The sequence below is a fragment of the Pseudomonas sp. S2_A02 genome (genome assembly GCF_054668495.1).
The window spans coordinates 2,843,588-2,858,897 of record NZ_CP162776.1; the positions used below are offsets into that span (position 1 = coordinate 2,843,588).

At 59.5% G+C, this 15,310-nt stretch carries 15 protein-coding genes and 2 pseudogenes; 5 read left to right on the top strand and 12 right to left on the bottom strand.

All coding sequences use genetic code 11. The annotated features are described in order from the left end of the window. Nucleotides 1–39 precede the first annotated feature (39 nt). The 9 genes and pseudogenes from AB4O41_RS13140 to AB4O41_RS13180 all read right to left on the bottom strand — a co-directional run bounded on the left by AB4O41_RS13140 (nucleotide 40) and on the right by AB4O41_RS13180 (nucleotide 8,723). Nucleotides 40–460: pseudogene (locus tag AB4O41_RS13140) on the bottom strand (PIN domain-containing protein). Continuing rightward, nucleotides 457–702: a FitA-like ribbon-helix-helix domain-containing protein gene (locus tag AB4O41_RS13145; protein ID WP_095055567.1), complete on the bottom strand. Its 246-nt coding sequence runs from the start codon at nucleotides 700–702 to the stop codon at nucleotides 457–459. The pseudogene AB4O41_RS13140 and the gene AB4O41_RS13145 overlap by 4 nt, the downstream one beginning before the upstream one ends. Before the next feature lie 82 nt (nucleotides 703–784). Then, on the bottom strand, nucleotides 785–1,153 hold the full coding sequence (locus tag AB4O41_RS13150) for a glyoxalase superfamily protein (protein ID WP_460148003.1): 369 nt from the start codon (nucleotides 1,151–1,153) through the stop codon (nucleotides 785–787). A 182-nt stretch (nucleotides 1,154–1,335) separates the two neighbouring features. Further along, nucleotides 1,336–2,793, bottom strand: a complete 1,458-nt coding sequence (locus AB4O41_RS13155) for an N-acyl-D-amino-acid deacylase family protein (protein ID WP_460148004.1) — start codon at nucleotides 2,791–2,793, stop codon at nucleotides 1,336–1,338. Nucleotide 2,794: 1 nt separating this feature from the next. After that, nucleotides 2,795–3,655, bottom strand: coding sequence for a MurR/RpiR family transcriptional regulator (locus tag AB4O41_RS13160; protein WP_460148005.1), 861 nt, complete (start codon nucleotides 3,653–3,655; stop codon nucleotides 2,795–2,797). A 15-nt stretch (nucleotides 3,656–3,670) separates the two neighbouring features. Continuing rightward, the gene (locus tag AB4O41_RS13165; RefSeq protein ID WP_460148006.1) at nucleotides 3,671–5,020 is read right to left on the bottom strand and encodes a GntT/GntP/DsdX family permease; all 1,350 of its coding nucleotides are present in this window, start codon (nucleotides 5,018–5,020) and stop codon (nucleotides 3,671–3,673) included. 307 nt (nucleotides 5,021–5,327) lie between these two features. After that, on the bottom strand, nucleotides 5,328–6,773 hold the full coding sequence (locus tag AB4O41_RS13170; protein WP_460148007.1) for a SulP family inorganic anion transporter: 1,446 nt from the start codon (nucleotides 6,771–6,773) through the stop codon (nucleotides 5,328–5,330). Between the two features lie 205 nt (nucleotides 6,774–6,978). After that, a pseudogene (locus AB4O41_RS13175) lies at nucleotides 6,979–7,889 on the bottom strand (LysR substrate-binding domain-containing protein). 243 nt (nucleotides 7,890–8,132) lie between these two features. Then, entirely contained in the window at nucleotides 8,133–8,723 is a 591-nt protein-coding gene (locus AB4O41_RS13180) for an NAD(P)H-dependent oxidoreductase (RefSeq protein WP_460148008.1), read from the bottom strand. A gap of 160 nt (nucleotides 8,724–8,883) precedes the next feature. Between AB4O41_RS13180 and AB4O41_RS13185 the strand changes: the two genes are divergently transcribed. Continuing rightward, nucleotides 8,884–9,198 carry a putative quinol monooxygenase gene (locus AB4O41_RS13185; protein ID WP_460148009.1) on the top strand — a complete coding sequence of 105 codons (315 nt, stop codon included), beginning with the start codon at nucleotides 8,884–8,886 and terminating at the stop codon, nucleotides 9,196–9,198. On the opposite strand, the gene AB4O41_RS13190 is transcribed toward AB4O41_RS13185, so the two are convergent. Beyond that, the gene (locus AB4O41_RS13190) at nucleotides 9,188–9,952 is read right to left on the bottom strand and encodes a sulfite exporter TauE/SafE family protein (protein WP_460148010.1); all 765 of its coding nucleotides are present in this window, start codon (nucleotides 9,950–9,952) and stop codon (nucleotides 9,188–9,190) included. The genes AB4O41_RS13185 and AB4O41_RS13190 overlap by 11 nt on opposite strands. 201 nt (nucleotides 9,953–10,153) lie before the next feature. Between AB4O41_RS13190 and AB4O41_RS13195 the strand changes: the two genes are divergently transcribed. From AB4O41_RS13195 to AB4O41_RS13210, 4 genes are all read left to right on the top strand, one after another. Further along, the gene (locus tag AB4O41_RS13195; RefSeq protein WP_460148011.1) at nucleotides 10,154–11,038 is read left to right on the top strand and encodes a LysR substrate-binding domain-containing protein; all 885 of its coding nucleotides are present in this window, start codon (nucleotides 10,154–10,156) and stop codon (nucleotides 11,036–11,038) included. Between the two features lie 45 nt (nucleotides 11,039–11,083). Continuing rightward, nucleotides 11,084–11,659, top strand: a complete 576-nt coding sequence (locus AB4O41_RS13200; protein WP_460148012.1) for an NAD(P)H-dependent oxidoreductase — start codon at nucleotides 11,084–11,086, stop codon at nucleotides 11,657–11,659. A 48-nt stretch (nucleotides 11,660–11,707) separates the two neighbouring features. Then, a complete protein-coding gene (locus AB4O41_RS13205; protein WP_460148013.1) occupies nucleotides 11,708–12,079 on the top strand; it encodes a MerR family transcriptional regulator in 372 nt (123 codons plus the stop codon). A 107-nt stretch (nucleotides 12,080–12,186) separates the two neighbouring features. After that, nucleotides 12,187–12,531 (top strand): cupin domain-containing protein, encoded by a 345-nt coding sequence (locus AB4O41_RS13210; RefSeq protein ID WP_007900627.1) that lies wholly within the window; start codon nucleotides 12,187–12,189, stop codon nucleotides 12,529–12,531. A 231-nt stretch (nucleotides 12,532–12,762) separates the two neighbouring features. Here AB4O41_RS13210 and mmsB read toward each other — a convergent pair whose 3' ends face one another. Beyond that, on the bottom strand, nucleotides 12,763–13,650 hold the full coding sequence (gene mmsB / locus AB4O41_RS13215; protein ID WP_460148014.1) for a 3-hydroxyisobutyrate dehydrogenase: 888 nt from the start codon (nucleotides 13,648–13,650) through the stop codon (nucleotides 12,763–12,765). A 10-nt stretch (nucleotides 13,651–13,660) separates the two neighbouring features. Then, the gene (locus AB4O41_RS13220; RefSeq protein WP_367374079.1) at nucleotides 13,661–15,178 is read right to left on the bottom strand and encodes a CoA-acylating methylmalonate-semialdehyde dehydrogenase; all 1,518 of its coding nucleotides are present in this window, start codon (nucleotides 15,176–15,178) and stop codon (nucleotides 13,661–13,663) included. Nucleotides 15,179–15,310: the final 132 nt, after the last annotated feature.

Sequence of the window (15,310 nt, forward strand, 5' to 3'; positions counted from 1 at the left end):
GCTTGCCCGCGAAGGCGATCTACCGATCACCAGAGTTATTCAGGCTTCCCACGGATTGATCACCTCAATCCCGGGAAAATTCGAAGTCCCGAACATTGCGAGTGGCAATGGGTGCTCCGTGACTTCGGCAGATTGCCGCTATTTGCGCATCAGCCATCGACGCCGCTCGACAATTTGCTTCAGAGCCCGCTACCAGCATCGCGTACTCCACCGCGGCATGGGCATCAAAAGGCAAAATCCTTCCGGCAAAGTCCTCTTCGAACATCACCATTGCATGAGCTTCAAGTTTCTGTTTGCGCTTACCGAATGGAAGTCGGGCAATGCCATGGAGAATTTCTGCCACGGTGACAGCACTGATTGCCAGTTCCATCGCCGGTTGTGCATCAACCCAGGCAAGCAGTTGAGCGTCAGGCTCGACCCGCATGAACTCTGAAAGAACATTGGTATCGAGCACTATCATTCGGAGAAATCCACCGCTGTCGCTTTCTCGTGACGCGAGGGAAGATCGAGCTCAACCCCACCGCTGGCTTTGAACCTGTTGCGGATTCGGCTACCCAACCCTCCCGCGCGATCAACGGTAGCCAGAGCTCGACCAAGAATCAGGCGAGCCTCCTCTTCCATCGAATGCCCATTGTGAGCTGCGGCGATACGCAGCTGTTCCTTGATCTGATCGTCCAGGTTTCGAATCGTGATGCTGGCCATGATGCCTCCTGCAATCAATGAAATCATTGATTGCGGCTACCACACCTTGCCTAATCAAAACCCGCAGAGCTACCGAACGGCCTCAGACACTAATCGCATTGCTAAACACCAACCGATTCCCGAACGGATCGGTCACCGTCATATCCTGGCTGCCCCACGGCATCGCCTGAATCTGTGGGCGAGCGAAAGAATATTCCTTGGCCAGCAATTGCTGTTGGAACGCCTCCAGTTCATCGGTCTCGATGCGCAACGCCGAGCCCGGTGTGCTGTCGCCGTGGTGTTCGGACAGGTGCAGTACACATTCGCCGCGAGAGATTTGCAGGTACAGCGGAAAGTTTGTTTCGAAGCGATGCTGCCAGTCGATCTTGAACCCCAGGAAGTCGACGTAGAACTCCAATGCCTTGGTTTCATCGAAAATCCGCAGGATCGGGGTGGTTTTGCCGAAGCTCATGAAGTTGCTCCCAGACTGAAAAGGCCCAGAGTGTAGCTGGGCTGGATGTCAGCGCTTCGGCTTGGTTGCGGGATTCTTTAATGCCGCAGTGCCATCACCGGACGTAAATCAAAAGATCGTCCGAACGCGGTCCGAGCCTTCGCCAGCTCCTGCAGGGACTGCGATTTTTTCGGCTTCACCGATCACCGAAACCCTTCACGCAAATCCCCTTCCCGCGCCAGAAACCGTCCTTCTCTTCTTCCGTTCGCCTGACCTTCGCTGTAACTCAAGACACCATTGACCCACACCCCATCAATCCCTTCCGCCGCCCGTTGCGGATCGTTGAAGTCCGCCACATCGCGAATCGTCGCTGGATCGAACAGCACCAGATCCGCCCAATACCCTTCGCGAATCTCGCCGCGTTCCTTCAAGCCAAACCGCGCTGCCGACAGCCCGGTCATTTTGTGTACAGCGGTGTGCAGCGGAAAAAGCCCGACGTCGCGACTGAAATGTCCGAGCACTCGTGGGAATGCGCCCCACAACCGTGGATGAGGAAACGGGTCTTCCGGCAAGCCGTCGGAGCCGACCATCGAAAGCGGGTGCGCAAGGATTCTTCGTACGTCGGTTTCGTCCATGCCGTAATACACCGCCCCAGCCGGTTGCAGTCGGCGCGCGGCCTCAAGTAACGGCACGTCCCACTCGGCGGCGATGTCGATCAAATCCCGGCCACCCATTTGTGGATGTGGCGTGGACCAGGTGATGGTGATGCGATGGGCGTCGGTGACTTGCTTTAGGTCCAGGGTCGAAGAGCTCGCCGCATAGGGATAACAATCGCAGCCCACCGGATGGGTTTCCGCGGCGTGTTCGAGGGACGCCAACAGTTGCGGGCTACGCCCCCAGTTACCGGCGCCTGCACATTTGAGGTGGGAAATAATCACCGGCGCTTTCGCGTGGCGACCGATCTGGAACGCTTCGTCCATGGCCTCCAGCACCGGTTCGAATTCACTGCGCAAATGGGTGGTGTAAACCGCGCCGAATGCCGTCAGCTCTTCGGTCAATTGCATCACTTCGTCGGTGGAAGCGCAGAAGGCGTTGGCATACGCCAGGCCTGTGGATAAACCCAAGGCACCGGCCTCAAGACTGTCGCGCAATTGCCCGCGCATCGCGCTGATTTCATCGGCGGTGGCGGTGCGAAACAGGTCGTCCAAGTGATTGCTACGCAATGCGGTGTGCCCCACTAATGCGGCCACGTTCAGCGTGGTATTCGCCGCTTCAACAGCCGCGCGATAGTCGCTGAAGCGCGGATAAACGAACGCCGCTGCGGTGCCGAGCAGGTTCATCGGGTCCGGCGGCTCGCCACGCAAACTCACTGGCGATGCGCTGATCCCGCAGTTGCCGACGATCACCGTGGTCACGCCTTGGCTGAGCTTGGGCAGCATCTGCGGCTGACGGATCACCACCGTGTCATCGTGGGTGTGCACGTCGATGAAACCTGGGGCCAACACCCTTCCGGCCGCGTCGATTTCTTCGATGGCGCGAGCGTCGTGCAAGTCGCCGATACGCTCGATGCGACCGTTCAGAATCGCCACATCAGCGAGGTAACCGGGGGTGTTGCTGCCATCGATAATCAGCGCGTTGCGGATCAGCGTGTCGTACGTCATGTCAGTCTCCCAGCGGCAAGTGATCGTCGCCGCCGCGGTAGTCGTCCAGGGCCAGTTTGATCCGCCGCAGACGTTCTTGATTGTCTTCAGGACTGGCCAGCGCCAGCTCGGTAGCGAGCACGTCGATGGCCAGCAGCATGCCGTAGCGCGCCGCCGTGGGTTTGTAGATGAAAGAAGTCTCGGCGCTTTGCAGCGGTAACAGCACATCGGCCAGTTGCGCCAGCGGCGAGTCAGCCCGGGTGATCGCGAGAATTCGGGCGCCGTAGCTGCGAGCCAGTTCCACTGTTTCGAGCAGCTCGGGGGTAATGCCAGTCAGCGAACAGGCGATGACTGCGTGTTCGGCACCGAGGCTGGCGGCGGTGATGCGCATCATCACCGGATCGTGGCACACCGCAATCGGGTAGCCGAGGCGCACCAGCCGCACTTGCAGCTCTTCACTGCACAAGGTCGAGCAGCCGCCCATGCCGAAGGCGTGAATCATCCGCGGCTTGCCCAGCAGTTTCACCGCATCGGCGAAGCGCGACTCATCGAACGCCGACAGGTGCTGACGCAAGATCGACTCGATATCGCCGACGATCTGTCCGTAGAACGCCGACTGTTCAGGCGTGCCCGCCGGGTCGAGAAAGCGACTGCCGACACCGCTGGCCTGGGCCAGTTGCAGGCGTAAATCCCGCAGGTCGCGGCAGCCGACGGTACGGGCAAAACGCGACAACGTGGCGGTGCTGACTTCCGCCCGCTGCGCCAGCTCGTCGAGGCTGGCGGAGGCGGCAAATCCTACGTCGTCGAGCATCAGCCGAGCGATGCGTCCTTCACCAGCGCTGAAGGAATCCTGACGGGCGCGGATCTGATAGAGGATGTCCATGGCGGATGACTCCGACTAAAGCAGGTAAGAAAGACCTACGGTCAAACCAAAGGCGACCACCGAGATGATGGTCTCGAGCACCGTCCAGGTCTTGAAGGTCTGGGTGACCGTCATGTTGAAGTATTCCTTGATCAACCAGAAGCCGCCGTCGTTGACGTGGGAAAAGATAACCGACCCCGCCCCCGTCGCCAGCACCAACAACTCCGGGTGGGGATAACCCAGACCAACGGCTACCGGCGCAACAATCCCTGAAGCGGTGGTCATGGCTACCGTGGCGGAACCGGTGGCGATGCGCATCAACGCGGCGAACAGCCAGCCCATCAACAGCGGCGACAGCTGGAATTCAGCGGCCAGGCTGACGATCTGATTGGTGACACCAGCGTCCACCAGAATCCGGTTCAAGCCACCGCCGGCGCCTACCAGCAAGGTGATGCTGGCGGTCGGCGCCAGACATTCATTGGTGAACTTGAGGATCGATTCGCGGTTGAAGCCCTGGGCCAGGCCGAGGGTCCAGAAACTCAGCAACGTCGCCAACAGCAAGGCAATCACCGAGTTGCCGATGAACAACAGAAACTGGTTGAAGCCGCTGCCTGGGGTGGAAATCAGATTGGCCCAACCACCGATCAACATCAGCACCACCGGCAACAGAATGGTTGCCATGGTGATGCCGAAACCGGGCAGGCTATCGCGCGGTTCACGCTCCAGGAACTGGCGCTCCAAAGGGTTATCCGCCGGCAGTTGAATGCGCGGCACGATGAGTTTGGCATAGAGCGGACCGGCGATGATCGCGGTCGGAATGCCGATTAGAATCGCGTAAAGCAAGGTCTGCCCCACCGACGCCTGATAGACCTGCACCGCCAGCATCGCCGCCGGGTGCGGCGGTACCAGCGCATGGACCACCGAGAGCCCCGCGACCATCGGCAAGCCGACCATCAGAATCGACACACCTACCCGCCGCGCCACGGTGAACGCGATGGGCACCAGCAAGACAAAACCGACCTCGAAGAACAACGGCAGTCCTACAAGAAAGGCGATACACACCATCGCCCAATGCGCGTTTTTCTCACCGAAACGGTCGATCAACGTGCGCGCCACCTGCTCGGCGCCGCCAGACTCGGCCATCATCTTGCCGAGCATCGTGCCCAGCGCCACCACCAGCGCAATGTGCCCCAGCGTCTTGCCAACCCCGGCCTCATACGCCCCCACCACACCCGACGGCGGCATCCCGGCCAACAGTGCCAAACCGATAGATACCAGCGTGATGACGATGAAGGGATTAAGCCGGTAACGGGCGATCAGAACGATCAGCGCAATGATGGCGATGGCGGCATAAACCAGCAGCCAATAGCCGAAGGAAAGTGTCATGCGGTACTCCTCGAAAGGGTCACGTCGAATGGGTTGTGAAACTCATAAATCATTTCGACGAGCTACTTTCAAACGAAGTGAAAGTAATTTTCGTGGAGGGATAAGGGATGTCGTACAGAGGTATGGAAGGTCGTGAGTTATGAAAATTCGATAGTGGAACTTTCATCCGCCTACCATCGTTGATCGTTCCCACGCTCTGCGTGGGAATGCAGCCCGTGACGCTCTGCGTCACATGCCGAAGCGGACGCAGAGCGTCCGGTGAGGCATTCCCACGCAGAGCGAGGGAACGATCACTTGCAGCCCGATTTCAGTCGTGATGCTCGCTGGCGCGCTTGAGCAGTTTCTTGCAGCGTTCGGACAAATGCAGAACACGTAGCTGCTTGCCAGCCTTGGCGTAGCGCTCGCGCAAGGTCTTCAGCGCGGCGATGGCCGAGTAATCGACGAAGCTCAGATGGCGACAATCAAGGGTCACCTGGGCCGGGTCATTGGCGGGATCGAACTGGTTGAGAAATGGCGTGGTAGAAGCGAAAAACAGGGTGCCATGCAGGCGGTAGAGTTTGCTGCCGTCGCTTTCCTGATGAATGTCGGCATACAGCTCGCGAGCCTGTTGCCAGGCAAAGTTGAGCGCCGCAATGATGATCCCGCACAACACGGCGATGGCCAGATCGGTGAACACCGTAATGACCGTCACCGCGATGATCACCAGGACATCGTTGAACGGCACCTTGTTCAGCACCCGCAACGAGGCCCAGGCGAAGGTCTGCTGCGACACCACGAACATCACCCCGACCAGTGCGGCCAGCGGGATACGCTCGATCAGCGGCGACAGAAACAGGATGAACAGCAGAATCATCATTCCGGCCACTGCACCGGATAGTCGACCACGACCACCGGAGCTGAGGTTGATCACGGTTTGTCCGATCATGGCGCAGCCGCCCATCCCGCCGAATACACCAGACACTATATTGGCAGCACCCAATGCCACGCACTCGCGATCCGGGTAGCCACGGCTCTCGGTGACTTCGTCGGTCAGGCTCAGGGTCAACAGGGTTTCCAGCAAACCGACCATCGCCATCAATATCGCGTAAGGGCCGATGATGGACAGGGTGTCCAGGCTCCAGGGGATGTCTGGCAGCGCAAGAACCGGCAAGCCACCGGCAATGTGCGCCATGTCGCCCAGGGTTCGGGTCGGCAGACCGAGCAGATACACCGCCAGCCCAACGCCCAGAATCGCCACCAGTGCTGGCGGCACGGCACGTGTCAGGCGCGGCATCAGGTAGACGATGGCCATCGTCAGCGCCACCAGCCCGATCATCAGGTACAGCGCCGAGCCACTCAACCACGCTTCACCACTTTTGAAGTGCTCGAGCTGGGACAGGGCGATGACGATCGCCAGGCCGTTGACAAAGCCGAGCATCACCGGGTGCGGCACCATGCGCACCAGTTTGCCCAGCCTCAACAGACCGAACGCCAGCATGATCAACCCGCCCAGCAACACAGTCGCCAGCAAGTACTGCACGCCGTGCTGCACCACCAGCGCGACAATCACCACGGCCATCGATCCGGCGGCGCCAGACACCATCCCCGGCCGCCCACCAAACAGCGCAGTCAGGGTGCAGATGATGAAAGCGCCGTAAAGCCCCATCAACGGATTGAGGTGGGCCACCAGCGCGAAGGCGATGCATTCGGGCAACAGGGCGAAAGAGGTCGTGAGTCCGGCCAGGACATCGGCACGCAGACGTTTGGGTTTCATGGCTTACCTAAAAATACAGGCGGGAGAAGAGAGGGCGGATGTTACGGAATTGAGGGCAAGCCGGCCAGTGAATGGGCCGCCAAAAACGCTTTCGCGAGCAAGCCCGCTCCCACATTGGTCCTGTGTCGTCCCCATCATCGTGAATCGACGCAAGTCCAGTGTGGGAGCGGGCTTGCTCGCGAAGAACGATGACGCGGTCTACGAATCAGCCCTTGAAATCCGCAATCGCATAAGCCGCCAATTTGCCCTGGATGAAGTCCAGGAAGCACTGAATCCGTAAGGCAAGTTGCGAGTTGCGGTAGTACACCGCGTTGATCGGTTGGCGATATCCGCTGTTGAACTCCGCCAGCAGCACCTGCAAGCGACCGGCGCGGATGTCGTCGATGGTCATGAAGTGCGACAGGCAGGCGATGCCCTGCCCTGCCAGCGCCAGGTGCCTGATCGTCTCGCCGCTGGACGCACTGATCGACGCCTGGATTGGCCAGCGATCACCATGGACATAGCGCAACGGCCATTGGTTGAGGCCTTCGTTCTGGGTGAAACCCAACAGCGTATGTTCGGCCAGATCGGCAACCTCGGCCGGAACGCCGTGTTGCTCCAGATACGCCGGGCTGGCGACGATGTGCAGCGGGCTGCAACCCAGCGAGCGAGCGTGCAGGGTCGAGTCGGCCAGCGTGCCGATGCGGATGGCGATGTCGGTACTCTGTTCGAGCAGGTCGATGATCAGGTCATTGCTGTTGAGTTCGAGCTGGATGTCCGGGTAGAGACGGCGGAACTCATCGATGTAGGGCACGATGGCGTGCAGCATGAACGGCGACGCGGCATTGATTCGCAGACGCCCGGAGGGGTTTGCTGGCGTGAGGACAGGCGTTCTTCGAGCTCGTCCATCTGATCGAGAATCAGCTTGGCGTGTTCGAAAAAGTATTTGCCCTCTTCGGTCAGGTCCATGCGCCGCGTGGTGCGGTTGATCAGCGTGGTGTCGAGCTTGGCCTCCAGTCGCGACAACGTGCGACTGACCGCCGACGGCGTTTGCCCGACCTGTTCGGCGGCAGCTGAAATCGACCCGCATTCAATTACGCAGACGAAAATCTGCAACTCATCGGATCTGGCTTTCACGGGTGTCCCTTATCGATTGTCCTGCGCCGTTCTACTGTGGCGAGGGGCTTACCCTAATGCCAGCCAAAGTGCGGAACCTGTGGGAGCGGGCTTGCTCGCGAAAGCGGTGCATCAGTCGATATTAATGTTGAATGATAAATCGCCTTCGCGAGCAAGCCCGCTCCCACATGGATTGCGCATGACTAACTGGCATTGGGGCAAGCCAACTCGCCACAGGCTCAGACTTTCGATAGTAGCTGAGCGTTATGCCTTAAGGCCAAACACCTCGCTCAAGTGCTGCTCATAACGCTCCACATCAGCCTCGACGTTCGGGCGTTTCATCACATCCACGCACAAGAAGGTCGGCAAACCGGTCATACCAAGGAAGGTGTTGGCTTTGTGAAACGGGAAGTACACCGCGTCCACGCCTTTGGCTTCGAAGAAGTCGGTTGGGTCGTCGAAGGCTTGCTGCGGCGCGTTCCAGGTCAGCGACAGCATGTATTTTTTACCGTGCAGCAAACCGCCGCTGCCGTACTTCTGCGACGCATCGGAACGCGTGCGGCCATCGCTGGCGTAGAGGCTGCCATGGCCTTCGGTGAAGACTTCATCGACGTACTTCTTGACTGTCCACGGCGCGCCCATCCACCAGCCGGGCATCTGATAAATGATCACATCGGCCCAGAGGAACTTGGCGACTTCCTCCGCGACGTCATATCCCTCGTCGATGAACGTGGCTTTTACGTCCACACCGCCGCGATCCAGCACGCTCAGCGCCGCTTCGTGCAACGTCGTGTTGTAGCGACCATCGGAGTGGGCAAACTTTTTGCCGCCATTGAGCAACAGGACTTTTTTCATGAGAAGTCTCGCAAGGTTGAAATTCGATGGCGGCAGAGTAGCGAGTCGACTCGCGTGGAATAAGCGCTCAATCAGCAAAAATCATTTGACCAATACGCACGAATCGATAGTGGATTGTTGCCGTAAATTTGCACCGACTCTGACTTTCAAGGACAACCTGATGAGCGAACTGCAAGGCTTCATCCTGCACGCCAAGACCCGCCCGGAAAAAGCCCAGGCCTTCGAAGCGTTCTTCCGTGCCTATGTCGAACCGAGTCGCGCCGAACCCGGCTGCATCGAGTACCACATGCTGCGAGACAAACAGGACCCGACGCTGTTTATCTTCTACGAGATCTGGCAGTCCCAGGCCCATCTGGACGTGCACTCGAACCTGCCGCACATGAAGCAGTTCCTCGACATGCGCATGGAATATCTGGAACGGGATTTCGATATCCGCCCGATCGAGATGCTCAGCACTTCGTCCGCTAGCCGCTGATCAGTAGGTGGCCGCCGAGCACGCCGAGGCCGATGAAGAACACACGCTTGAACAACACAGCGCTGATCCGCTGGCGTAGCCATTGCCCCAGCAGCATGCCGAGCACCGCCGGAATCAGCGCCAGCAGTGACGCACTCAACTCGCCACCGCCGAGGGCGCCGCGCCATGACAGGCCGGCGGCCAACGCGAGGGTCGAGACGGTGAATGACAGGCCCAGCGCCTGCACCAGTTCATCCTTGCTCAAGCCCAACGCTTGCAGATAAGGCACCGCCGGAATCACGAAGACGCCGGTGGCCGAGGTGATGATGCCCGTCAGCACACCGCACAGCGGACCGAGCCAACGCTCGGTGCGACCGCCAACACGCAAGATCGGCAGGAACAACCCGCTCAAGGCGTAAATCAACAACGCCGCCCCCAGCCCTCGCACCACCCAGTGTCCACCGGCCATGCCGATCCAGAGCGTGCCGGCGCCCGTGCCGATGAAAATCGCCAGCAGCATCGGCCACAACCGGTTTAGCAGCCCACGCAAATGACCGCCGAATGCCAGTTGCCAGACGTTGGTCAGGGTCGCGGGAATGATCAACAACGCCGCAGCCTGCGATGGAGCCATAGCCAGACCGAGCAAGCCCATGGCGATGGTTGGCAGGCCGAGGCCGATCACGCCTTTGATCATCCCGGCCAGCAGGAAGGTGGCGACAACCAATAAGGACAGGGAAAAACCAAGATTTTGGTAGAACGCGGCGAGTGTATTCATGGGGCTATGGTGAGCCCTGAAGGTTGCCTTGAAAATCTGCCATATACTGAGGCTGCCTCTTGCTCAGCAAGAGGCACTATCGTTCCCATGCTCTGCGTGGGAATGCAGCCCGTGACGCTCCGCGTCATATGCCGAAGCGGACGCAGAACGTCCAGTGAGGCATTCCCACGCAGAGCATGGGAACGATCTTCGGGATACTGTATGCACTTCGACCTGACCGACCTGCACCTCTACCTGAACATTCTCGACACCGGTAACATCACCGCCGGCGCCGCCCGTAGTCATTTGTCCCTGGCAGCGGCGAGCGCACGAATCCGTGCGATGGAATCTTCACTCGGCACTGATTTTCTGCAACGCGGCCGTCGCGGCGTAACGCCGACGCCGGCCGGCAAAGCGTTGGCGCAACACGCTCGACTCCTACTACAACAGGTCGAGCGCATGCAGCAGGACCTGGCCGAATACGCCAAAGGGGTCAAAGGCCAGGTGCGGTTGTTGTGCAACACCACAGCGATCACCGAGTACCTGCCGGAGTTGCTGGCAGACTTTCTGCGCGACCATCCGAACCTCGACATCGACCTGCAAGAGCTGCCCAGCGCGCGCATCACCCACGCCTTGCGTCAGGGTGCGGCGGACCTGGGCATTGTGTCCGACGCCGTGGATACCGAGGGCCTTCAGACCCGCTATTTCCGTGACGACCCTCTGGTGTTGATCCTGCCGTGTGATCACCCCTTGGCCGACACCGGACCGTTAAATTTCAGCACCACCTTGCATCATGATTACGTCGGCCTGAACGCCAACAGCGCCCTGGCCGTGTACCTGGAAGAACAAGCCCTGCACAGCGGCTTACGGATGCAAATCCGCATCCGTGCCGATGGTTTCGATGGTGTGATACGCATGGTCGCCCGAGGTGCCGGGCTGGCGATCGTGCCCTTGGCGGCGGTCGAACGCTGGTCGGCAGAGACACCGTTCAAAAGCATCGCACTGAAAGAACCGTGGGCCCGACGCAAACTGTTGCTGTGCGCCCGGGACTTCGCCGTGCTGCCCGGTTATGCCCAGGCCTTGCTGAACGCCTTGACTCTCCCCTGAGGGGCAGACTTTACCCTTGAAGTTTCATCTTCAGGGACAGCTACGATGAGCAAACGAATTCTGGTGATCCTCGGTCATCCTTCGAGCAACAGTTTCTGCGGCGCACTTGCCGAACGCTACGCACAATCGTCGTTGCGTGCCGGGCATGAGGTGCGCCAGTTGTTTCTAGGAAAAATGAATTTCGACCCGGTGCTGCGCGAAGGCTATCAGCAGGTGCAGCCGCTGGAAGCCGACTTGCGCCGTGCTCAGGCGGACATTCTGTGGGCCGAACACCTGACCCTGGTCTATCCGATCTGGTGGGGTGGCGTACCGGCCTTGCTCAAGGGTTTTCTTGATCGGGTGTTGCTTCCGGGCTTCGCCTTCAAATATCGCGAAGGCAAAGCCTTTCCCGACAAATTGCTGCATGGCCGCAGCGCGCATCTACTCGTGACCATGGACACGCCACCCTGGTACTACCGCTGGATCTACCGCATGCCCGGCCTGCATCAAATGCGCAAAACCACCCTGGCGTTTTGCGGCATCGAACCTCAGCGCACGCTCACCTTCGGGCCGGTTCTGGGGTCCAGCGCCGGTCAGCGCGAAACCTGGCTGTTGCAAGCCCAGGCTATCGCCAGCCGATGAGTCTGCCGATAATGGGGCTGGCTTACCCTCGGCAAAAAAGGACTTTTCATGTACATCGGCCAAGCAGCGCATCGCTCGGGCACCACGATCAAGAGTATTCGCCATTATGAGTCGATCGGCTTGCTGCCTGCCGCTCGGCGACAAGGAAAATACCGTGTCTATGATCAGCACAGTGTCGACCTGCTGATCTTCATCAAGTGCGCTCAACACTTAGGTTTCAGGCTCAAGGAATTGCAGGCGATCTTTGCCGGGCATCAAGGCCTGGCGACGCCAGGGTCATTGGCGCAGCAAGCCATCGATGCCAAGAAGTGCGAAATCAGCGAGAGGATTGCCGCACTCACGCATCAACACGAGCAATTGGTCGAGTTTGAAGCAAGCCTCACACAGGCCAGAGCCGATTGCCCGTTGGAAAGTCTTTGAGAGTCTGCGCGTTTCTGGACAGCTCAATGTCGAATACAGACAACTGAACGGTGTATGGGCGCTATAGGGTGCGACTTCAGTTCTTGAACCCACTGCCCGGAGTCATCATGACCGCACCGATTACCGTCCTTCGCGACACCCATCCGCTGCCAGTACTCGACGCCTGCAAATGGGAAAAACTCGAAGGCGACCCGCACACCGTCAACCTCAACGCGTACACCAGCGAAGATGGCAGCAAGATCATGGGCACCTGGATCTGCACGCCGGGCAAGTGGTACGTGGAATACGTGAAGTGGGAATACTGCCATTTCCAGGAAGGCTACTGCATCATCACCCCGGAAGGCATGGCGCCAATCCATCTGCGCGCTGGTGACATTTTCGTCATCGAGCCAGGCATGAAAGGCACGTGGGAAGTGGTTGAGACCGTGCGTAAGTATTTCGTGTTTGCCTGATGCAAAAAACCGAGAGACCACCCGACGTGGTCTCTCGGCAAAAAAACTGATTGGAATGCACATCCCTTGTGGCGAGGGAGCTTGCTCCCGCTGGTTCGCGAAGCGAACCCAACAAGCTGATGCGGTGTTTCAGATACACCGCATGCTCAGGACTTACGACTGCTTCGCAGCCGGACGGGAGCAAGCTCCCTCGCCACAAAAGCCCCCTCACCACAGTCCCGGGACGCCCCGTTATTGGGGTTTGCGATAGCTATTGATGATCGCCGAGAAGTCCTTACCCCCTTCCCCACGCTGGCTCATCGCCTGATACAACTGTTGCGCCACCGCGCCGAGCACCACCGGTTGGTGCGCCTGACGTGCCGCTTCAGTCGCCAGTCCCAGATCCTTGAGCATCAGTTCGGCACCGAAACCGCCGGTATACCCGCGCGAGGCCGGCGCCGTTTCGACGATGCCGGGCCACGGGTTGTACATCTCCGAACTCCAGCAACGCCCGGTGGAACTGTTGATGATCCCCGCCAGCACCGTCGTGTCGATCCCCAGCGCATCGCCCAAGGCCATGGCCTCGCTGACGCCGACCATGGAAATCGCCAGCAGCAGGTTGTTGCAAATCTTGGCGATTTGCCCGGTGCCGACTTCGCCACAGTGGACGATGTTACGGCCCATCTGCGCCAGCACCGGTTGCAGGGTCGCAAACAGTTCAGGCGTGGCGCCGACCATGAAAGTCAGCGTCCCGGCCGCTGCACCGCCAGTACCGCCGGAGACCGGTGCATCGGCCATCGCCACGCCTTGTTTGGCAGCCGCTGCGGCAACATCGCGCGCCGTCTGCGGATCGATGGTGCTGCAATCCACTGCGGGCACGCCCTTGGCGATCCCCGCCAGCACACCGTCTTCGCCCAGCCAGACGCTGCGCACATGCACAGCGGCTGGCAGCATGGTGATCACCAGCTCTGCACCTTGAGCCGCTTCACGTGCCGAAGCGCTGATGCTGCCGCCCAGTTGCTCGAGCTCTGCCAGCACAGCTTTGTTCAGGTCGACCAGGCGCAGCGAATGGCCGGCCTTGATCAGGTTGCGCGCCATCGGCGCACCCATGTTGCCGAGACCGATAAAAGCGATTTTCATGTCCGGCTCCTTAACGCAAGTGAATGGTGGTGTTCACACCGTCGTTGACGCTGTCGTCGTCGAACCAGCGCGCGGTAACGGTCTTGGTTTGAGTGTAGAACTGCACCACTTGCTTGCCATAAGGACCGAGGTCGCCGAGTTTGGAACCACGGGAACCAGTGAAGCTGAAGAACGGCACCGGCACCGGAATCGGGATGTTGATGCCGACTTGGCCAACGTCGATTTCCGTCTGGAATTTACGCGCCGCCGCACCGCTCTGGGTGAACAAGCCAGTGCCGTTGCCGAACGGGTTAGCGTTGACCAGTGCGATGGCCTGATCGAGAGTATCGACTTCCAATACCACCAGCACCGGGCCGAAGATTTCCTGGGTGTAGATCTGCATCTCGGGAGTGACGCCAGAGAACAGGGTCGGGCCGACAAAGTTACCCTTCTCGTAGCCCGGAACGCTGATGTCGCGACCGTCCAGTTCGAGCTTGGCGCCTTCCTTGATGCCGCTTTCGATCAGATCGAGAATCCGCGCCTTGGCTCGTTTGGAAATCACCGGGCCAACATCAGTGCCCGGCTCGCTGCCGGCATTGACCTTGAGTTTCTGCGCCAGTGCTTTCAGGTCTGGCAGCCATTGCTTGGCCGCGCCCACCAGCACCACCACCGAGGTGGCCATGCAACGTTGCCCAGCCGCGCCAAAACCGGCGCCGACCAGAGCATTGAGAGCTTGCTCGCGATTGGCATCGGGCAGTACGACCGCATGGTTCTTGGCACCCATCATCGATTGCACGCGCTTGCCGTGTTTGCCGGCCAGGTCGTAGACGTGAGTACCGACCGCGGTCGAACCGACGAACGAAACAGCCTTGATGTCCTTGTGGGTGCAAAGTGCATCCACCACATCCTTGCCACCATGAACGACGTTGAGCACACCCGGCGGAATGCCGGCCTCGATAGCCAGTTCCACCAACAGCATGGTCGACATCGGGTCCTGTTCGGACGGCTTGAGCACGAAGGTGTTGCCGCAGGCGATGGCCATCGGGAACATCCACAGCGGAATCATCGCCGGGAAGTTGAACGGGGTAATGCCGGCACAGACGCCGATTGGCTGACGCAGGGTGTAGGTGTCGACACCGCCAGCGACGTTCTCGGCGAACTCGCCCATTTGCAGACTGCCAATGGAGCAAGCGTGTTCGACCACTTCCAGGCCACGGAAGATATCGCCTTCAGCATCGGCAATGGTTTTGCCCTGCTCATTGCTCAGCACCACGGCAATACGCTTGGAGTGTTCGCGAATCAGCGCCTGAAGCTTGAGCATGATGCGCATCCGCGCGCCGATCGGCGTCAGCTTCCAGGTCTGGAAGGCGCGATGGGCGGCGCTAATGGCGGCATCCACTTCGGCGGCTGTGGCGAATGGGACTTTAGCCAACACTTGTTGGGTCGCCGGGTTGACGATGTCGTGCCATTCGGTGGTCTGGGATTCGATCCACTCGCCATCGATCAACAATTTGACCTTTTGCACGGTGGTTTCTAACGATGCGTTCATTTTGGTCTCCGGACGTTGTTCTTATTTAGAGAGCGATCTTTGGAGCCAAGGCGAGAAAGTCGCCTTGAGATGAGGCGTGTGTCGCGAATTGGTTGTCGGACTGTTTTTGGAGTATAGATGTGCAAACTTCTA